Source organism: Pseudomonas sp. G3-19 (assembly GCF_054855875.1).
In genome coordinates, this window is sequence record NZ_JBMPIQ010000003.1 from 1,600,770 (window position 1) to 1,619,383 (window position 18,614).

The 18,614-nt window shown below is 61.6% G+C and carries 17 protein-coding genes; 9 read left to right on the plus strand and 8 right to left on the minus strand.

Annotated features, from left to right (window positions below):
• Window positions 1-44 precede the first annotated feature (44 nt).
• From ACOYXI_RS07205 to ACOYXI_RS07225, 5 genes are all read right to left on the minus strand, one after another.
• The gene (locus ACOYXI_RS07205) at window positions 45-1,220 is read right to left on the minus strand and encodes a lactonase family protein (RefSeq protein WP_225135267.1); all 1,176 of its coding nucleotides are present in this window, start codon (window positions 1,218-1,220) and stop codon (window positions 45-47) included.
• Complete coding sequence (locus ACOYXI_RS07210) at window positions 1,217-1,519, minus strand: DUF5629 family protein (RefSeq protein WP_098964272.1); 303 nt, start codon at window positions 1,517-1,519, stop codon at window positions 1,217-1,219. Before ACOYXI_RS07210 ends, ACOYXI_RS07205 begins: the two co-directional genes overlap by 4 nt.
• A gap of 168 nt (window positions 1,520-1,687) precedes the next feature.
• Complete coding sequence (locus ACOYXI_RS07215; protein WP_461674623.1) at window positions 1,688-3,268, minus strand: aldehyde dehydrogenase (NADP(+)); 1,581 nt, start codon at window positions 3,266-3,268, stop codon at window positions 1,688-1,690.
• 9 nt (window positions 3,269-3,277) lie between these two features.
• Entirely contained in the window at window positions 3,278-4,270 is a 993-nt protein-coding gene (gene araD1, locus ACOYXI_RS07220) for an AraD1 family protein (RefSeq protein ID WP_346650439.1), read from the minus strand.
• Between the two features lie 158 nt (window positions 4,271-4,428).
• Entirely contained in the window at window positions 4,429-5,751 is a 1,323-nt protein-coding gene (locus tag ACOYXI_RS07225) for an MFS transporter (protein WP_007968618.1), read from the minus strand.
• Between the two features lie 194 nt (window positions 5,752-5,945).
• Here ACOYXI_RS07225 and ACOYXI_RS07230 point away from each other — a divergent pair, with 194 nt between their 5' ends.
• Window positions 5,946-7,682, plus strand: a complete 1,737-nt coding sequence (locus ACOYXI_RS07230) for an IlvD/Edd family dehydratase (RefSeq protein WP_115984925.1) — start codon at window positions 5,946-5,948, stop codon at window positions 7,680-7,682.
• 186 nt (window positions 7,683-7,868) lie between these two features.
• Complete coding sequence (locus tag ACOYXI_RS07235; RefSeq protein WP_134786600.1) at window positions 7,869-8,588, plus strand: FadR/GntR family transcriptional regulator; 720 nt, start codon at window positions 7,869-7,871, stop codon at window positions 8,586-8,588.
• Window positions 8,589-8,893: 305 nt separating this feature from the next.
• On the opposite strand, the gene ACOYXI_RS07240 is transcribed toward ACOYXI_RS07235, so the two are convergent.
• Window positions 8,894-11,278 (minus strand): efflux RND transporter permease subunit, encoded by a 2,385-nt coding sequence (locus ACOYXI_RS07240; RefSeq protein WP_103369119.1) that lies wholly within the window; start codon window positions 11,276-11,278, stop codon window positions 8,894-8,896.
• Window positions 11,275-12,318, minus strand: coding sequence for a WD40/YVTN/BNR-like repeat-containing protein (locus ACOYXI_RS07245; protein WP_098964277.1), 1,044 nt, complete (start codon window positions 12,316-12,318; stop codon window positions 11,275-11,277). The genes ACOYXI_RS07240 and ACOYXI_RS07245 overlap by 4 nt, the downstream gene beginning before the upstream one ends.
• 460 nt (window positions 12,319-12,778) lie before the next feature.
• Between ACOYXI_RS07245 and ACOYXI_RS07250 the strand changes: the two genes are divergently transcribed.
• The 7 genes from ACOYXI_RS07250 (at window position 12,779) to ACOYXI_RS07280 (ending at window position 18,180) form a co-directional block, all read left to right on the plus strand.
• Window positions 12,779-13,369: an amino acid synthesis family protein gene (locus ACOYXI_RS07250; RefSeq protein ID WP_095136389.1), complete on the plus strand. Its 591-nt coding sequence runs from the start codon at window positions 12,779-12,781 to the stop codon at window positions 13,367-13,369.
• Window positions 13,370-13,398: 29 nt separating this feature from the next.
• Window positions 13,399-14,232 (plus strand): alpha/beta fold hydrolase, encoded by an 834-nt coding sequence (locus ACOYXI_RS07255; RefSeq protein ID WP_098964279.1) that lies wholly within the window; start codon window positions 13,399-13,401, stop codon window positions 14,230-14,232.
• Complete coding sequence (locus ACOYXI_RS07260) at window positions 14,229-15,710, plus strand: aldehyde dehydrogenase (RefSeq protein WP_139054814.1); 1,482 nt, start codon at window positions 14,229-14,231, stop codon at window positions 15,708-15,710. Before ACOYXI_RS07255 ends, ACOYXI_RS07260 begins: the two co-directional genes overlap by 4 nt.
• Before the next feature lie 12 nt (window positions 15,711-15,722).
• Window positions 15,723-16,208: a flavin reductase family protein gene (locus ACOYXI_RS07265; RefSeq protein WP_210558795.1), complete on the plus strand. Its 486-nt coding sequence runs from the start codon at window positions 15,723-15,725 to the stop codon at window positions 16,206-16,208.
• 206 nt (window positions 16,209-16,414) lie between these two features.
• A complete protein-coding gene (locus ACOYXI_RS07270) occupies window positions 16,415-16,804 on the plus strand; it encodes a carboxymuconolactone decarboxylase family protein (protein ID WP_007968634.1) in 390 nt (129 codons plus the stop codon).
• A gap of 58 nt (window positions 16,805-16,862) precedes the next feature.
• The gene (locus tag ACOYXI_RS07275; RefSeq protein WP_007968636.1) at window positions 16,863-17,615 is read left to right on the plus strand and encodes a GntR family transcriptional regulator; all 753 of its coding nucleotides are present in this window, start codon (window positions 16,863-16,865) and stop codon (window positions 17,613-17,615) included.
• A gap of 1 nt (window position 17,616) precedes the next feature.
• Window positions 17,617-18,180, plus strand: a complete 564-nt coding sequence (locus tag ACOYXI_RS07280) for an NUDIX hydrolase (RefSeq protein WP_461674624.1) — start codon at window positions 17,617-17,619, stop codon at window positions 18,178-18,180.
• 124 nt (window positions 18,181-18,304) lie between these two features.
• Here the strand turns inward: ACOYXI_RS07280 and ACOYXI_RS07285 are convergent, their stop codons facing one another.
• Entirely contained in the window at window positions 18,305-18,601 is a 297-nt protein-coding gene (locus ACOYXI_RS07285; RefSeq protein WP_098964284.1) for a DUF1330 domain-containing protein, read from the minus strand.
• Window positions 18,602-18,614 lie beyond the last annotated feature (13 nt).

Genomic DNA, 18,614 nt, shown 5'->3' on the forward strand with positions numbered 1-18,614 from the left:
CGATTAATACAACGAGACAGGCCCCGTGAACCGGGGCCTGTGGCTTATTGTCGCACTAGAAACTTCAGATCGCTGGGGGCGTCCATCGGCAGTTTTTGCACGGTTTTGCCGAGCAGACCGGTCTTGGCATCGCGCTCGACGACGACAATTTCGTTGCTCTTCTGGTTGGCAATCAGCAGGAACTTGCCACTCGGATCGAGGCTGAACTCACGCGGGTGATCGCCTTCTACCGAACGCTTTTGCAGCTCTTTGAGCTGCCCGGTCGCCGGATCGATGCTGAACACCAGCAGTTGATTGGCGGTGCCACGGTTGCTGACGTAGAGGAACTTGCCATCGGCCGAGGCATGCAGCGCGGCGGCGGCTTTGTCCGAGGTCGGCTGACCGGCGGCCAGATCGACCATTTGCGTCTGGGTCAGCACGCCGTCGTGGTAGTCGAACACCGCGACCTGCGCGCTCATTTCCATGGTCAGCCAGGCATGCTTGCCGTCGGCACTGAACAGCAGATGACGCGGGCCGCTGCCGGCCGGCAGGCTCACCGAAGCGGTTTTCGCCGGGGTCAGCGGCAGGTCCGGGTTGGCCTTCGGGTCAAATTTGTAGATGAAGACCTTGTCCGCACCGAGGTCGTTGGAGAACACGTAGCGGCCGTCCGGCGAGGACACTGTCGAGTGCACGTGGTTCGAGGCCTGACGCTCGGGGTTGACCCGGCTCGCCGGGTGCGCGCTCATCTGCACCACGGGTTTGAGCTTGCCATCGGCGCCGACCGGCAACACCGCGAGGGTGCCGCCCGGATCTTCCACCACCGAATAGTTGCTGACGAACAGATGGCTGGCATCGCCGCTGAGGCTCGAATGGGTCGGCTCGTTGCCCAGGCTCTGCACTTGATTGATCAGGGTCAGGGCGTGGGTCTTCGGATCGATCAAGTAGCTGCTGACGCGGCCGACCGGATCTTTTTGGCCGGGGCCGTTTTCGTTGACCACGAACAGCCGATGCTGGTCTTTGGACAGGGTCAGCCACGACGGGTTTTCGCTCTTCACCACTTGCAGCGGCTTGGCAGCGATCTGTCCGGTGGCGCTATCGAAATTCATTCGATAGATGCCCTGGCTGGTGCCGGCGGTGTAGGAGCCCACCAGCAATTGATAGGTCTCGGCGCTGGCACTGGACAGGCCCATCGCACCGACGCTGCCGGCCATCAGCAGTGGCCAGAATTTACGCATGTTCATTGATCATCTTCCTCGTCATCGCTGCTGCTGACTACGTCGCCGACGCAGACCAAACGGTGCTCGCCGGTGGTTTTGGTGTCGCTGGCGTAGCCAATGATCAGCCAGCTCTGCAGATCTTCGTCAAACGTCGCCGCCGTAACCTGCGCCGGGGTGAACTCCCAATGCTTGGCCGTGCGGCCATCGATGCATTCGATGTGCAGGTTGTCGTCTTCGTCGAGGGCGAATTCGAAGGCATGCAAGCCATCGATTTCGACCATGCCGCAGTGTTCGAGGGCGTTGAGAAGGGTTTGGGCAGTCATGGCAAACAGTCTTTCTTAGGGGGGAAAGGGCCAATGATAGCTCATTGTCGCTGGAGATCCCTGTGGGAGCGGGCTTGCTCGCGAAAGCGGTGTGTCAGGCAATCAATCACTGACTGAAAGAATGCCTTCGCGAGCAAGCCCGCTCCCACAGGGGGTGTGCGGCGCGATTTACAACGCGTCGCGCGAGGGCTTGCCATCCACCAGCCGCTGGATGCGCAACGGATTGCCATTCTTCAGCGGTTCCGGCAGCAAGCTGTCGGGGTAGTTCTGGAAGCACACCGGGCGCAGGAAACGATCAATCGCCAACGTCCCCACCGACGTTCCGCGCGCATCGGATGTCGCCGGATACGGCCCGCCATGCACCATCGAATCACACACTTCCACACCCGTCGGATAGCCATTGAGCAGGATCCGCCCGACTTTCTGTTCGAGCAGCGGTGTCAGCTCCGGGAAGCGTTCGAAGTCGACCAGTTCGCCGATCATAGTCGCCGTCAGTTGGCCGTGCAGCCCCTGCAGCGCCGCGCTCAGCTCGGCCTTGTCCGCCACTTCGACGATCACCGTGGTCGGGCCGAACACTTCTTCCTGCAGCACTTCATCGCCGTTGATCAACAGGCTGACGTCTGCCTTGAACAGTTGCGGCTGCGCCTGACTGCCCTGCTGCGGATTACCCGCCAGATGCGCGATGCCGGGATGCGCCAGCAACTTTTGCAGACCTTTGCCATAGCTGCCGAGGGTGCCGGCGTTGAGCATGGTCTGCGCCGGTTGGTCGCCAATCAGCCCGGCGACTTGCTGGACGAAGGCGCTGAACTGCGGCGAGCGAATACCAATGACCAAACCCGGATTGGTGCAGAACTGGCCGCAGCCCTGCACCACTGAAGCGGTCAGGTCGCGGGCAATGGTTTCCGAGCGCTCAGCCAAGGCTTGAGGCAGAACGATCACCGGGTTGATGCTCGACATCTCGGCGAACACCGGGATCGGTTGCGGCCGCGCCGCTGCCATGTCGCACAGTGCCCGACCGCCCTTGAGCGAACCGGTAAAACCCACTGCCTGGATCGCCGGATGCTTGACCAGCCATTCGCCAACGCCACCGCCGTAGATCATGTTGAAAACGCCTGCCGGCATCGCGGTTTTTTCGGCGGCACGAATCAGTGCATCGGCAACAAGTTCAGCGGTTGCCATGTGGCCGCTGTGGGCCTTGAACACCACCGGGCAGCCGGCGGCCAGCGCCGCTGCGGTATCGCCACCGGCCGTGGAGAACGCCAACGGAAAGTTGCTCGCACCGAACACGGCCACCGGGCCGAGACCGATGCGGTATTGGCGCAGATCCGGGCGTGGCAACGGCTGGCGATCCGGCAACGGCAGGTCAATCCGCGCGCCGTAGAAATCTCCGCGCCGCAGGACTTTGGCGAACAGGCGCATCTGGCCGCTGGTGCGCCCGCGCTCGCCCTGAATCCGCCCCGCCGGCAGCGCGGTTTCGCGGCAGACCAGCGCGACGAAATCATCACCCAAGGCATCCAGTTCATCGGCAATCGCGTCGAGAAATTGCGCGCGGCGTTCGGCGCTGAGGCTGCGATAAGCCGGGTACGCTGCGGCGGCGGCTTTGGCGGCGGCATCGACTTCGGCTTCAGTCGCTTGAATGAAATCGTACGGCAGCTGTTCGCCGGTGGTCGCGTCGACGCTTTGCAGTTTCACATTGCCCGCTGCGCTGCGCTGTCCGTCAATGTAGTTGTGGCCGAGAATCTGAGTCATGGGAGCTCCTTAAAGGGTGCCGATGCTGTCCGGTTGAAAAGCCGCTGCTGCCGGGGCGATACCGTTGACCAGCGGTGCGCCGAATTCGGCCTGGCTGATTTCAAACCGGTCGCCTGGTTGGGTGCGAATGCCATCGGCGAACGACAGGGTCGCGGTGCCGAAAAAGTGGATGTGCACGTCGCCGGGACGCAGGAACTGGCGGTATTTGAAATGGTGGTATTCGAGGTTGGCGAGGCTGTGGCACATGTTGGCTTCGCCGCTGAGAAATTCGTTTTCCCACAGCACTTCGCCGTTACGCAGGATGCGGCTGCTGCCGGCCAGATGCTGCGGCAATTCACCGGTGCGCAGTTCCGGGCCGTAGCTGCAACTGCGCAGTTTCGAGTGGGCCAGGTACAGGTAGTTCTTGCGTTCCATGACGTGGTCGGAGAATTCGTTGCCCACTGCGAAACCGAGGCGATACGGTTTGCCGTCGTGGCCGATGACGTAGAGCCCGGCCATTTCCGGTTCCTCGCCGGCATCCTCGGCAAACGGTGGCAACGGAAAGGCCTCGCCCGGACGCACAACGATGCTGCCGTCGCCCTTGTAGAACCATTCTGGCTGCACGCCCGCCTGCCCCGCCGCCGGTTTGCCACCCTCCACGCCCCATTTGAAGATGCGCATGGTGTCGGTCATTTGCGCTTCGTCGCCGGCCTGCTGGTGCATCTTGTCCCGCGCCGAAGCGCTGCCCAGGTGCGTCAGGCCGGTACCGCTGACCAGCAAGTGCGCCGGGTCCGGGTGATCCAGCGGTGGCAGGATGCGCCGGTCTTTGAGCAACTGCGCATAGTCATGACTGATGCCCAGGCCGTGGGTTTGTACTTGCTGCTCCAGAGTGCCGCCGGCCTCAATCGCGGCCAGCGCGAGATCGCGTACGCTGCGGGCGTCCTGCACTTCGCGGATCAGCCCGTTGTCGACCACGCCGACGCGGCGCTCGCCGTTAATCAATTCGAATTGAACCAGATGCATATGTCCTCTCCTGTAAACCAGTCTTGAGTTCGACGCCGATCCATTGTGGGAGCGAGCTTGCTCGCGAAAGCGGTGTGTCATTCAACGATGAGGGTGGCTGACCCACCGCATTCGCGAGCAAGCCCGCTCCCACATGGGTTCCATGTTGTTCTGCAGATTCAGGTTCGGGTAGCACCGCGTGCACTGGCGGCGAACTGCTCGACCGGTAGCACGTGTTTGCGCTCAAGCACGCGGTAGACGATTCCGGTAAGAATCAAACCGAACACCATCACCCCGCTGAGGAAATACAGCCCCGAAGCCAGATTCCCGGTGTATTCCTTCAACGCCCCGATCACGAACGGGCCGATGTAGCCGCCGAGGTTGCCCACCGAGTTGATCAACGCAATCCCCGCCGCCGCACTCGCCCCAGCGAAGAATCGTCCCGGCAAGGTCCAGAACACCGCGGTGCAGGAAAACAGCGCGAACGCCACCAGGCACAGCGCCGCCAGTTGCGCCACCGGCAGGGTCAGCCACGCGCTGAAGAACAGGCCCAGCGCGCCCAGTACATAAAGCACCGCCAGATGGCCGTAGCGATCATTCATGCGGTCGGAACTGCGCGGCACGATCAGCAGACCGACGATGCCAAAGATGTACGGCACCGCCGAGACGAAACCGGTCACCAGATCGCTGCCGCCGAACTGTTTGATCAGCGTCGGCAGCCACAGGCCGAGGCCATAAATGCTCAGGGTCACCGGCAGGTAAAACAGTGCCAGCAGCAACACGCGTTTGTCTTTGAGCGCATGCAGCGGGTTGCCGTGACGGGTCTGGCCGTATTCCTGAAGATCTTTTTTCAGTTCGCCGGTCAGCCAGTCTTTCTCGGCCTGATCCATCCACTTCACGTTTTGCGGGCCATCGGGCAGCCAGCGCAGGACCGGCCAGGTCAGCAGGATCGCCGGGGTGCCGATGACGATGAACAGCCACTGCCAGCCGTGCAGCCCGAGGATGCCGTCCATGCCCAGCAAGCCGCCGGACACCGGGCCGGTGATCATCATCGCAATCGGTTGGGAGAGGATGAACAGGCCGAGGATCTTGCCGCGATGGCGCACCGGGAACCATTGGGTGATGTAGTAGAGAACGCCGGGGAAGAACCCCGCCTCCGCCGCGCCGAGCAGAAAGCGCATCACGTAGAAACTGTGCGGGCCCTGGACGAACGCCATGCCAATGGTGATTGCGCCCCAGGTGATCATGATCCGCGCAAACCAGCGCCGCGCACCGAAGCGCTCAAGCATCAGGTTGCTGGGGATTTCGAGAAGAAAGTAGCCGATGAAAAACAGCCCGGCACCGAGACCGTAGGCCGCATCACCGATGCCGATGTCGGCGCCCATGTGCAGTTTGGCGAAGCCGACGGCGGAGCGATCCACATAGGCGATCAGGTACAGCAGGATCAGGAAGGGAATCAGTTTCAGCGTAATGCGGCGAACAAGCCGCAGTTCCTGGCTCATGGGATCGGTCTCCGATTGTTGTTTTTATAGAACCTCGGGGGACGCCTCTCGCGGAAAACCGCCAGGGCCAGTCCCTCCGTCGAAAACGACTATATAGTAATACTAATTACCCAACAACACTTCCAAAGCGGCGATTTTGCGCTTATGTTTAGCCATGACTCGCAAACAATAGTCTTACAATAAGAGAACCGATCATGTCTGAGAAGAAACCCACCCTGCGCTCGGCCCAATGGTTTGGCACTGCCGACAAGAACGGCTTCATGTACCGCAGCTGGATGAAGAATCAGGGCATCGCCGACCACCAGTTTCATGGCAAGCCGATCATCGGCATCTGCAACACCTGGTCGGAACTGACCCCGTGCAACGCGCATTTCCGCCAGATTGCGGAGCACGTCAAACGCGGGGTGATCGAGGCCGGTGGCTTTCCGGTGGAATTCCCGGTGTTCTCCAACGGCGAGTCGAACCTGCGCCCGACCGCCATGCTCACTCGCAACCTGGCGAGCATGGACGTCGAAGAAGCGATTCGCGGCAACCCGATTGACGGCGTGGTGCTGCTGACCGGCTGCGACAAAACCACCCCGGCGCTGCTGATGGGCGCGGCCAGTTGCGACGTGCCGGCGATCGTCGTCACCGGCGGGCCGATGCTCAACGGCAAGCACAAGGGCAAGGACATCGGCTCCGGCACCGTGGTCTGGCAGCTCAGCGAACAGGTCAAGGCCGGCACTATCACCATTGACGACTTCCTCGCGGCCGAGGGCGGCATGTCACGCTCGGCGGGCACCTGTAACACTATGGGCACCGCGTCGACCATGGCTTGCATGGCCGAAGCACTGGGCACGTCCCTGCCGCACAACGCAGCGATTCCGGCGGTGGATGCGCGGCGTTATGTGCTGGCGCACATGTCCGGCATGCGCGCGGTGGAGATGGTGCGCGAAGACTTGCGCCTGTCGAAGATCCTGACCAAGGAAGCCTTTGAAAACGCCATTCGGGTCAACGCGGCTATTGGCGGTTCGACCAACGCGGTGATCCACTTGAAAGCCATCGCCGGGCGCATCGGTGTCGAGCTGGATCTGGATGACTGGACGCGCATCGGGCGCGGCATGCCGACCATTGTCGACCTGCAACCGTCCGGGCGCTTTCTGATGGAAGAGTTTTACTACGCCGGTGGTTTGCCAGCGGTACTGCGCCGTCTCGGCGAGGCCAATCTGATCCCCAATCCCGATGCACTGACCGTCAACGGTAAATCGCTGGGCGAGAACACCAAGGATGCGCCGATCTATGGGGAGGACGAAGTGATCCGCACCCTCGACAATCCGATCCGCGCTGACGGCGGCATCTGCGTGCTGCGCGGTAATCTGGCGCCGCTGGGTGCGGTGCTCAAGCCGTCCGCCGCTACGCCTGAGCTGATGCAGCATCGCGGTCGTGCGGTGGTGTTCGAGAACTTCGACATGTACAAGGCGCGGATCAATGATCCGGAACTGGATGTCGATAAAGATTCGATTCTGGTGATGAAAAACTGCGGGCCGAAGGGTTATCCGGGCATGGCCGAGGTCGGCAACATGGGCTTGCCGGCCAAGCTGCTGGCGCAGGGTGTGACCGATATGGTGCGCATTTCTGATGCGCGAATGAGCGGCACCGCGTACGGCACGGTGGTGTTGCACGTCGCCCCGGAAGCGGCAGCCGGCGGGCCGTTGGCGGTGGTGCAGGAAGGCGACTGGATCGAGCTGGATTGCGCCAGCGGGCGTTTGCATCTGGATATTCCGGATGCCGAACTGGCGGCGCGCATGGCAGATCTGCAACCACCCCAGCAGCTACTGGTCGGCGGCTATCGTCAGCTGTACATCGACCATGTGCTGCAGGCGGATCAGGGCTGTGACTTCGACTTCCTGGTGGGTTGCCGAGGGGCGGAAGTCCCGCGTCATTCTCACTGACACCGCAGATCTACTGTAGGAGTGAGCCTGCTCGCGATAGCGGTCCGCCAGTTGGTATCGATGCTGACTGACACACCGCCATCGCGAGCAGGCTCACTCCTACATTTGCTATGCATCAGCCTCAAGATCGCCGCACGCCTGCTATGATGCGCGGCATCTCCATCGCTCAGGATCGCGCCGTTCCCCATGGATTACCGCAAACCTTCCGACCGTAAAAGCATGCACTCGCGCATTGTCCAGGAACTGGGCATGCAGATCGTCTCCGGACGTTTTTTGCCCGACGACAAACTGCCCGCCGAAGCGCTGTTGTGCGAGGAATACGCGGTGAGCCGGCCGGTGTTGCGCGAAGCCACGCGGGTGCTGGTGGCCAAGGGGCTGGTGTATTCAAAACCGCGCGTCGGTACGGTGGTCAAGGCCCGTCGCGAGTGGCACATGCTCGACCCGGACGTGCTGCACTGGCTGATGCAAAGCAGTCCGCAGAATGAATTCTTCAATGTGCTGACCAGCGTGCGCAGCATCATCGAACCGGCCGCTGCCGCCCTCGCCGCCCAGCACGCGACAGAGGCCGACATCGCCGCCATCGGCGAAGCCTATCAGCGCATGGAATCAGCGCCGACGCCGGAAGCCTTGCTGCAACCGGATCTGGACTTCCACAGCCGCATCGCCGACGCGACCCATAACGATCTGCTGGCGAACCTGTGCAACATGCTTTCGGTGGCGATTGCCGAGGCGTTGAAGCATTCGAATCAACGGCCGAATCTGCATGAACTGGCGCTGCCGCGGCACAAGGCGATTCTTACCGCGATCGAGAACCGTGATGCCCTTGGCGCCCGCCACGCGACGCTGGTTCAGCTGGATGATGCGCGCAGTGCCTTGAGTGTTGTGCTTGGGGCGGATCTTTCGTAAGCCTTGAGACCGCTTGCCCTCACCCTAGCCCTCTCCCCGAGGGAGAGGGGACCGATCCGGGAATATTGACGACCTACACCGACGTGAACGATTTGCTTTGAATCCATAATCGGCTGGTATCTCAAATCTCATGATTTGCTGTGAATCCATAATCGATTCGGTATTTCCAGGTCGATGTATCAAGCCGCACACCTCGGTCAGTCCCCTCTCCCTCTGGGAGAGGGCTAGGGTGAGGGGCTTTTGATCTTGACTCATAAAAAAGCCGCAACCCTAAGGTTGCGGCTTCGTCGTTTCAGGCATCCGGATCAGTGGGCGAACAACGAATTGCCCTTCTGCCCCGCCAGCTTTTCCGGTTTGATCAGGAACTTCGCCAGCGCCGGCAGCAGCCACAGCGCACCGAACATGTTCCACAGCAGCATGAAGGTCAGCATCAGGCCCATGTCGGCCTGGAACTTGATCGCCGAGAAGATCCAGGTGCACACGCCAATCGCCAGGCACAGACCGGTGAACAGCACCGCTTTACCGGTGGATTTCAGGGTCTGGTAATAGGCTTCCTGCAACGGCAGCCCGGCGCGCAGGAAACTTTCCAGTCGGCTGTAGATGTAGATCCCGTAGTCCACGCCAATGCCCACGCCCAGCGCCACCACCGGCAGGGTCGCGACTTTGACGCCGATGCCCATGAACGCCATCAGCGCGTTGCCCAGCACCGAGGTCAGCACCAGCGGCAGGACGATGCACAGGGTCGCCGCCCATGAACGGAAGGTGATCATGCACATCACCGCGACGCAGATGTACACCAGGATCAGGATGGTCAGTTCGGCCTGTTTGATCACTTCATTGGTGGCCGCTTCGATCCCGGCGTTACCGGCGGCGAGGATGAATTCAAGACCGTCCTTGTTGTTGGCCTTGGCGAATTCCTGCACCGCGTGTACCGCACGGTCGAGGGTTTCGGCCTTGTGGTCGTTGAGGAAGATCAATACAGGCGCCAGCGAACAGCTGTTGTTGTACAGGCCGTCGGCGCGGGCGATCGAGTTGTTCAGCACATCCGGGTTGCGCGACAGGGTTTCCCATTTCAGGTTGCCCTCGTTCATGCCCTTGATCATCTGCTTGGACACGGTCACCAGTGAGATCGCCGACTGCACGCCCTCGGTGTTCTGCATCTTCCACATCAGTTCGTCGATCGGTGCCATCGCTTCGTAGCGCGAGCAGCCTTCGGTGGCGGTCTTGACCATCACCACCAGCACATCGGAACTGGTGGAATAGTTGTTGATGATGAAATTGTTGTCCTTGTTGTAGCGCGAGTCCGGGCGCAGCTCCGGCGCACCCTGATCGAGGTCGCCGATTTTCAGGTTCTGGCTGTACCAGAGGCCGCCGCCGAAAGCGATCAGCGCCAAAGCGATGGAGATCGGTGCGACTTTCGGGCTGGCGAAGTTCGACAGGAAGCGCCAGAACGGATGTTCGCGATTCGCGTCCTTCTTGCTCTTGGCAATCGCGCGTTTGCTGATGCCGACATAGGAAATCGCCACCGGCAGCAGGATCAGGTTGGTGAACACGATCACCGCCACGCCGATGGACGCGCCGATTGCCAGCTCGCGGATCACGCCGATGTCGATGATCAGCAGAGTGATGAAGCCGACGGCGTCGGCGAGAATCGCGATCATCCCCGGCAGGAACAGTTGCCGGAAGGTACGCCGCGCCGCAGTCAGGGCGTTGTCCGCCTCACTCGATTGCAGGGCGATACCGTTGATCTTCTGCACGCCGTGGGAAATGCCGATGGCGAAGATCAGGAACGGCACCAGCATCGAGTACGGATCCAGCCCGAAACCGAAGAAGTGCATCAGCCCGAGCTGCCAGACCACCGCCACCAGTGTGGTGCTCAACACCGCCACGGTACTGCGCAGGCAGTTGGTGAACCACAGCAGCAGGATCAAGGTGATGACGAAAGCGATGCCGAAGAACATCACCACCATCACCAGCCCGTCGATCAGGTCACCGACCTTCTTGGCGAAACCGACGATGTGGATCTTGACGTTGGGGTTCTGCGCTTCGAACTTGTTGCGGATCTTGTCTTCGAGTTCATGGGAGAACTGGCGGTAGTCCAGCGCCAGCAGCTTGCCCTGATCCTGCGGGTCCGGGTAGGACTCCAGCAGCGGGATGTCGACGATGCTCGACTTGAAGTCATTGGACACCAAACGCCCGACCTGCCCCGACTTTAGGACGTTGTTGCGCAGCATGTCGAGGCTGTCCGGCGAGCCGTCGTAGCTCTGCGGAATCACTTCACCGCCGGCAAAACCTTCCTCGGTCACTTCGGTCCAGCGTACGCTCGGACTCCACAGCGACTTGAGGCCGGAGCGGTCGACGCCGGAGATGTAGAACACCTCGTCGTTGATCTGCCGCAGGGTCTCCATGTACTCCTTGGAGAAGATGTCGCCGTCTTTGGCTTCCACCGAAATCCGTACGGTGTTGCCCAGGTTCGCCAGATCGTTGCGGTGCTCCATCATCTTTTCGATGAACGGATGCTTGAGCGGGATCATTTTTTCGAAACTGGTGGACGGCCGGATCAGCGTGGCCTGCCAGAACAGGAAGATGCTGACCACCAGACAGATCAGGATCACGGCCGGGCGGTTGTTGAAAATCAGACGTTCGAGGAGCGTCGCTTTGTCCTGCTGAGGAGTGATCAAGGAAGTCATAGCCCCGCCTTCTTATTATTGATCTCGGCGCCGTTGGGCTGCGTGGTGTGCACGCCGCCCTGCCCGGTCAGAATCAGATTGCCGTCACCGGCCGCCGTCACCGAGGACAGCGAGATGCGGTCCGGGCGGTTGAACACGCTGAAGGTTTCGCCGTTGTCGCTGCTGCTGATCACCGAGCCGCCGTTGCCGACGATCACAATCGAGCCATCCGCGAGCAGGGTCGCGCCGGACAGACCGAACTCCAGCGCACCGCGCGCGGCCTTGAGTTCGACCTGCTGCCAGGTGCTGCCGAAATCGCTGGAGCGGTAGAGGTTGCCGCGCAGGCCGTAGGCCAACAGAGTCTGCGCCTGCGCGGTGCCGATCACGCCGAACAACGAGCCTTGATACGGCCCCTGGATTTTCTCCCAGGTCTGGCCCCAGTCCGGGGAGCGGAACATGCTGCCCTGCTCGCCGACGATGAACAGCCCGGCGTCCTTGACGGCGGCGATGGCGTTGAGGTGGAACTGGTCCTGGTTGTCGAGACGGTCGCTGACGTCTTGCCAGTTCTTGCCGCCGTCGGTGGTTTCCAGCAATGCACCGTAAGCACCGACCGCAACACCGTGATTAACGTCCTGGAACCAGACGTCGAGCAGCGGTGCTTCGCGCTTGAGGTCTTCGAACTGTTTGCTCCAGGTCAGGCCGCCGTCTTCGCTGGCGAGAATCTGCGCGTCGTGACCGACCGCCCAGCCGTGCTTGTCGTCGACGAAATACACCGCCGTCAGCAGTTGCCGGGTCGGCACCTTGGCCTGGGTCCAGGTCTTGCCCTGGTCATCGGAATAGAGAATGTGCCCGCGATCACCCACCGCCACCAAGCGGGTGCCGGCGTGGACGACATCGAGCATCAGGCTTTTGGCGGCTTTGGCCGATTCGGTGGAATACACCCCGTCGGCGGGCGCTTCGGCGGCCAGCACGGGTGCCGACAAGGCAGCACAGCCCAGCAGGGTGAGTGCTGTGGCCAGCAACGCGGTGTTGCGAAACGCCGGCGGGCGGCAACGACTCATAGACCTTCCCCTATTTATTATTGTTAGGCCATTCGGCCTTAGGGCGCCGCAAGGGTGCTCGTGGTGACTGACAGGTCACAAGCATAGCCGTGAAACCCGCAGTCCAGAGCGCCTTGGGAAGCTGGCTCATCCTATCGGGCTTTGGAAACGTCTGACAATCGGCGCCACGTTATCTTTTGTTAACCGGATGGGCCTCCTGTCGGTGGTGATTTCCACTGTGGGAGGGGGCTTGCTCCCGAAGGCGCTGTGTCAGGCACCCGAGATGTCGACCGATCCACCGCTTTCGGGAGCAAGCCCCCTCCCACAGGGTGTAATGGTGTTTGTGAGATTGGGGCTGGCAGTGAATACACCGCCATTCGCCGGATGGATGCGGCAAATCTTGCGTGAGGGACTTGCACGATCGGTATTATGGTATACCATCAGACGCACAGACACTCTCAATCCCCCTACGGAGCAGCTCATGAGTTTCGAAATTCGCAAGATCGTCAGCTATGTCGAAGAAACCTTCATCGAAGGCGGCAAGGTCACTGACAAGCCAGTGACCATGGTCGGGCTGGCTGTGGTGATGAAGAACCCGTGGGTCGGTAACGGCTTCGTCGAGGATTTGAAACCGCAGATCCGCGCCAACTGCTCCGACCTCGGCGCCATGATGGTCGAGCGTCTGGTGGGCATCATCGGCGGCGCCGAGAAGATCGAGGCGTACGGCAAAGCGGCAGTGGTCGGCGCCGACGGCGAGATCGAACACGCCTCGGCGGTGATCCACACCCTGCGCTTCGGCAATCACTACCGCGAAGCGGTCAAGGCCAAGAGCTACCTGAGCTTCACCAACAAGCGCGGCGGCCCGGGCACCTCGATCCAGATCCCGATGATGCACAAGGACGACGAAGGGCTGCGTTCGCACTACATCACCCTGGAAATGCAGATCGAAGACGCGCCGCGTGCCGACGAAATCGTCGTGGTGCTCGGTTGCGCCGACGGTGGTCGCCTGCACCCGCGCATCGGCAACCGCTACATCGATCTGGAAGAACTGGCCGCCGAAAAAGCCCAGTAATCACAATAAAGGCATTGCAGGAGCGCTCCATGATTCGGCTCACCGCTGAACTCACCCCGGCTGGCACCAGTTACCTGGCGACCGGCCAAGGCCAGCCCGTGGTCTTGATCCACGGCGTGGGCCTGAACAAAGAAATGTGGGGCGGCCAGATCGTTGGCCTGTCTGCCCAATACCGGGTGATCGCCTACGACATGCTCGGCCACGGCGCCAGCCCGCGCCCGGCCAGCGGCACCGGCCTGCTCGGTTATGCCGATCAGTTGCTGGAGCTGCTCGATCACCTGAATCTGCCCCAGGCAGCGGTGATCGGTTTCTCCATGGGCGGTTTGGTGGCGCGGGCGTTTGCCCTGCACTACCCGGAGCGCCTGCAAAGCCTGGTGGTGCTCAACAGTGTGTTCAACCGCAGCGAAGAACAGCGTGCCGGGGTTATCGCCCGGACCGCGCAGGCGGCCGAACACGGGCCGGATGCCAACGCCGAAGCGGCGCTGTCACGCTGGTTCAGCCGTGAATATCAGGCGGCCAACCCGGCGCAGATCGCGGCCATTCGCCAGACCCTGGCCGGCAACGATCCGCAGGGTTACCTGACCACCTACGAATTGTTCGCGACCCAGGACATGTACCGCGCCGACGACCTGGGCAGTATTCAGGCACCGACGCTGATCGCCACCGGCGAACTCGACCCCGGTTCCACCCCGGAAATGGCCGAGCAACTGGCCCGACGCATCCCCGACGCGAAGGTTGCGGTGCTGCCCGAGCAACGGCATATGATGCCGGTAGAGTCGCCGCGCCTGGTCAACCAGACGCTGCTGGAATTCCTCGAATACGCACACTCCCGACAAAACCATATAAAGGGGATCGTTGCATGACACTCGCACGCTTCCAGATGTGCATCGGCGGAGAATGGGTCGACGCCCTCTCCGGCAAGACCTTCGAAAGCCTCAACCCGGCCAGCGCGCAAGCCTGGGCCGAACTGCCTGACGCCGGTGAAGCTGACGTCGAACGCGCCGTGCAAGCGGCGCAGACGGCTTTCGACAGCCCGGCTTGGCGCGGCCTCACCGCCACCGCACGCGGCAAACTGCTGCGGCGTCTCGGTGACCTGATCGCGGAAAACAAGGAACAACTGGCGCAGCTGGAAAGCCGCGACAACGGCAAACTGATCCGCGAAACCCGGGGTCAGGTCGGCTATCTGCCGGAGTTCTTCCACTACACCGCAGGCCTGGCCGACAAGCTCGAAGGCGGCACCCTGCCGCTGGATAAGCCCGACCTGTTTGCCTACACCGTGCACGAAGCGATGGGTGTGGTTGCCGCGATCATTCCGTGGAACAGCCCGCTGTACCTGACCGCGATCAAACTGGCGCCGGCCCTCGCGGCCGGCAACACCATCGTGATCAAGCCTTCCGAACACGCCTCGGCGACCATCCTTGAGCTAGCACGTCTGGCCCTCGAAGCCGGGATTCCGCCGGGCGTGGTCAACGTCGTCACTGGTTACGGCCCAAGCACCGGCGCCGCCCTCACCCGTCATCCGCTGATCCGCAAGATCGCCTTCACCGGCGGCGCGGCCACGGCCCGGCACGTGGTGCGCAGCAGCGCCGAAAACTTCGCCAAACTGTCGCTGGAACTGGGCGGCAAGTCGCCGAACATCATCTTCGCCGACGCCGATCTGGACAGCGCGATCAACGGCGCGATTGCCGGGATCTATGCGGCCTCGGGCCAGAGCTGCGTGTCCGGCTCACGTTTGCTGGTGCAGGACGAAATCTACGACGAGTTCGTCAATCGACTGGTCGAACGCGCCCAGCGCATCCGCATCGGCAACCCGCAGGAAGACCACAGCGAAATGGGCCCGATGGCTACTGCGCAGCAATTGGCGGTGGTCGAAGGCCTGGTGGCTGATGCCCTTGCTGAAGGCGCGCGGTTGCGCACCGGCGGCAAGCGCCCCACCGATCTGGGTGACGGCTGGTTCTACGAGCCGACGCTGTTCGAGTGCGATCGCAACTCGATGAAGATCATGCAGGAAGAAGTCTTCGGCCCGGTGGCATCGGTGATTCGCTTCAAAGACGAAGCCGAGGCGCTGGCAATCGCCAACGACTCGCAGTTCGGCCTCGCCGCCGGCATCTGGACACGCGATCTGGGCCGCGCCCATCGCCTGGCGCGGGATGTGCGCTCGGGGATCATCTGGGTCAATACCTACCGTGCGGTGTCGGCGATGGCGCCGATCGGCGGCTTCAAGAACAGTGGCTATGGACGCGAAAGCGGCATCGATTCGGTGCTGGCCTACACCGAACTGAAAACGGTGTGGATCAATCTCTCTCAGGCCCCGATGCCTGATCCGTTTGTGATGCGCTAGGAGTCCTGCGACATGATCGAACCCGGCATTTACAAAGACGTCATGAGCTCGTTTCCGTCCGGAGTCACGGTGGTCACCACCCTCGACCCGGAGGGCGGCATCGTCGGCATCACCGCCAGCGCCTTCAGCGCGCTGTCGATTGATCCGGCGCTGGTGCTGTTCTGCCCCAACTACGCTTCCGACACCTACCCGGTGCTGCGCGACAGCAAGAAGTTCGCGATCCATTTGCTGTCCGCCGACCAGACCGCTGAAGCCTACGCCTTCGCCGGTAAAGGCAAGGACAAGGCCAAGCACATCGAGTGGCATTTGAGCGAACTCGGTAACCCGATCCTCGCCAAGGCCACAGCAATCATCGAGTGCGAGTTGTGGCGAGAATACGACGGTGGTGATCACGCGATCATTGTCGGCGCAGTGAAGAACCTGATCCTGCCCGAGCAACCGGTGACACCGATGATTTATCACAAGGGCAAGCTCGGGCCGTTGCCAACCCTGGCCTGATGGATACATAGATCCCACTGTGGAACTGCCCATTGTGGTGAGGGGATTTATCCCCGACCGGCTGCGAAGCAGTCGTAAGATCCTTGCACGCGGTGTGTCTGGCAATTCGCGGTTGCAGGTTTGGGGGCGCTTCGCACCCCGTCGGGGATAAATCCCCTCACCACAGGTTTCATTCCAAAAGGGGGTCTCTGTTGTGAGGAGGAATGATGAGTAACGAAAAGTACGAAAAAGGCCTGAAGATCCGCACCCAGGTGCTGGGCGAAGCCTACGTGCAGCGTTCAATAGAGAACGCCGACGACTTTACCCGCCCGTTGCAGGAAATGGTCACCGAATACTGCTGGGGCCATGTCTGGGGGCGTGAGGGTTTGTCGCTCAAGGAGCGCAGCATGATCAACCTGGCGATGATCTCGGCGCTCAACCGCCCGCACGAACTCAAGCTGCATGTGCGCGGCGCCTTGCGTAACGGCCTGAGTCGTGAGCAAATACGCGAAATTCTGCTTCAGGTCGGTATTTATTGCGGCGTCCCGGCAGCCGTGGACAGTTTCCGGCTCGCCCGTGAAGCCTTCGCCGAAGCCGACGCCGAGGCCTCCAGTTAACCCCTCGGCTGTTTTGATGCCCGTCTGGCATGGACAGCCACAGTAAAGAGCGGACCCCATGAAACGCCAGCCACTCGACGACAGCTTCAAGGTCAATCGCAACCCCGTTACCCTGCGCGAAATCGTGCTGGATAAACTGCGTAGCGCGATCATGAATTTTCAGCTCATGCCCGGCGATCGTCTGGTCGAGCGCGATCTGTGCGATCGCCTCGGTGTCAGCCGCACATCGGTGCGCGAAGCCCTGCGTCACCTGGAGTCCGAAGGTCTGGTCGAGTTCGCCGATGCCAAAGGCCCACGGGTGGCGATCATCACCCTCGCCGATGCAGTCGACATCTACGAGCTGCGCTGCGTGCTCGAAGGCCTGATCGTCCAGCTGTTCACCCTGCGCGCCAAAGCCAAGGACATCAAGGCCCTGGAAAAAGCCCTCGACGAGAACCGCAAGGCACTCAAGGACGGCGAACTGCAACAGGTGATCGACTCGGTGCAGGGCTTCTACGACGTACTGCTCGAAGGCTCGGGCAACCACGTTGCGGCCACTCAATTACGCCAGTTGCAAGCGCGCATCAGCTACCTGCGTGCAACTTCGGTGTCCCAGGAAAACCGGCGCGGCGCGAGTAACCACGAGATGGAAAAAATGGTTGAGGCGATCAAGAGCGGCGATCCACTGGCGGCGCATCAGGCCTGTGTCGATCACGTACGCGCCGCTGCGGCCGTGGCCCTCGATTATCTCAAGCGCAAACAGGAAGAGACCGGCGCCACGCCGAACATCACTCTGCCGATCGCGCTGAAAGAACCGCGCATAGGTCACTGACATGTTCAGCCCGAGCTTTTGCCCGAAATGCGGTGGCCCTGACCTTGGTCAGCAGGTACCGCCGGGCGATACGCACGAGCGCCTGATGTGCCGCGGCTGCGGCTACATCCACTACGTCAATCCGAAGATCATCGCCGGCTGCATCATCGAGCAGGACGGCAAATACCTCTTGTGCCAACGGGCGATCCCCCCGCGTCCGGGCACCTGGACACTGCCGGCCGGCTTCATGGAAAGCGGCGAGACCACCGAGCAGGCGGCGCTGCGTGAAATCTGGGAAGAAAGCGGCGTGCGCGCGGAAATCGTCTCGCCGTATTCGATCTTCAGCGTGCCGAAGATCAGCGAGGTGTACATCATCTTCCGCGCGATCGCGCTGGAGATCACCGGCCAGTTCGGCCCTGAGACCCTGGACTACAAGTTCTTTGCCCCTGAAGACATTCCGTGGGAGCAGATCTATTACCCGGCGATCCGGCAGATTCTCGAGCGTTACATCGAGGAGCGTCAGGCCGGGGTGTATGGGATCTACATGGGCAATGATGACAGCGGCAAGATCCACTTCATCCGCTGAGGATCACCTTCGCCCCTGTGGGAGCGGGCTTGCTCGCGAAGGCGGTGTGTCAGTCGATAGAAATGTTGAATGATTGACCGCCTTCGCGAGCAAGCCCGCTCCCACAGGGGATTTGCGATGTTGCTTAAAGTGGAGCAATGCCCTCGACAATGACGATCTCCGCCCTCGCCCATTCCTCGCGATAACTTTTCGCCTCCTGATACGCCGCCGAGTGGTAGCACGCCACGGCCTTCTCATAGCTCTCGAATTCGATCACCACGCTACGCTGAGGAGTAGCCCTGCCCTCGAGCGCTTCGCTGCGCCCGCCCCGGGCCAGAAACTTCGCGCCGAACGCGGCGAAGGCTGCCGGTGCGCGCTGGGTGTATTGGCTGTAATGCTCGGCATCGTCGACATCCACGTGGGCAATCCAGTACGCCTTCATAGTGACCTCTTTG

What these genes read in the sequence shown, in the direction of transcription:
- ACOYXI_RS07205 (WP_225135267.1), bottom strand. Translation starts at nt 1,220, where the DNA reads ATGAACATGCGTAAATTCTGGCCACTGCTGATGGCCGGCAGCGTCGGT.
- ACOYXI_RS07210 (WP_098964272.1), bottom strand. Translation starts at nt 1,519, where the DNA reads ATGACTGCCCAAACCCTTCTCAACGCCCTCGAACACTGCGGCATGGTC.
- ACOYXI_RS07280 (WP_461674624.1), top strand. Translation starts at nt 17,617, where the DNA reads ATGTTCAGCCCGAGCTTTTGCCCGAAATGCGGTGGCCCTGACCTTGGT.
- ACOYXI_RS07275 (WP_007968636.1), top strand. Translation starts at nt 16,863, where the DNA reads ATGAAACGCCAGCCACTCGACGACAGCTTCAAGGTCAATCGCAACCCC.
- ACOYXI_RS07245 (WP_098964277.1), bottom strand. Translation starts at nt 12,318, where the DNA reads ATGAGTCGTTGCCGCCCGCCGGCGTTTCGCAACACCGCGTTGCTGGCC.
- ACOYXI_RS07260 (WP_139054814.1), top strand. Translation starts at nt 14,229, where the DNA reads ATGACACTCGCACGCTTCCAGATGTGCATCGGCGGAGAATGGGTCGAC.
- ACOYXI_RS07215 (WP_461674623.1), bottom strand. Translation starts at nt 3,268, where the DNA reads ATGACTCAGATTCTCGGCCACAACTACATTGACGGACAGCGCAGCGCA.
- ACOYXI_RS07230 (WP_115984925.1), top strand. Translation starts at nt 5,946, where the DNA reads ATGTCTGAGAAGAAACCCACCCTGCGCTCGGCCCAATGGTTTGGCACT.
- ACOYXI_RS07270 (WP_007968634.1), top strand. Translation starts at nt 16,415, where the DNA reads ATGAGTAACGAAAAGTACGAAAAAGGCCTGAAGATCCGCACCCAGGTG.
- ACOYXI_RS07235 (WP_134786600.1), top strand. Translation starts at nt 7,869, where the DNA reads ATGGATTACCGCAAACCTTCCGACCGTAAAAGCATGCACTCGCGCATT.
- ACOYXI_RS07255 (WP_098964279.1), top strand. Translation starts at nt 13,399, where the DNA reads ATGATTCGGCTCACCGCTGAACTCACCCCGGCTGGCACCAGTTACCTG.
- ACOYXI_RS07225 (WP_007968618.1), bottom strand. Translation starts at nt 5,751, where the DNA reads ATGAGCCAGGAACTGCGGCTTGTTCGCCGCATTACGCTGAAACTGATT.
- ACOYXI_RS07265 (WP_210558795.1), top strand. Translation starts at nt 15,723, where the DNA reads ATGATCGAACCCGGCATTTACAAAGACGTCATGAGCTCGTTTCCGTCC.
- ACOYXI_RS07285 (WP_098964284.1), bottom strand. Translation starts at nt 18,601, where the DNA reads ATGAAGGCGTACTGGATTGCCCACGTGGATGTCGACGATGCCGAGCAT.
- araD1 (WP_346650439.1), bottom strand. Translation starts at nt 4,270, where the DNA reads ATGCATCTGGTTCAATTCGAATTGATTAACGGCGAGCGCCGCGTCGGC.
- ACOYXI_RS07240 (WP_103369119.1), bottom strand. Translation starts at nt 11,278, where the DNA reads ATGACTTCCTTGATCACTCCTCAGCAGGACAAAGCGACGCTCCTCGAA.
- ACOYXI_RS07250 (WP_095136389.1), top strand. Translation starts at nt 12,779, where the DNA reads ATGAGTTTCGAAATTCGCAAGATCGTCAGCTATGTCGAAGAAACCTTC.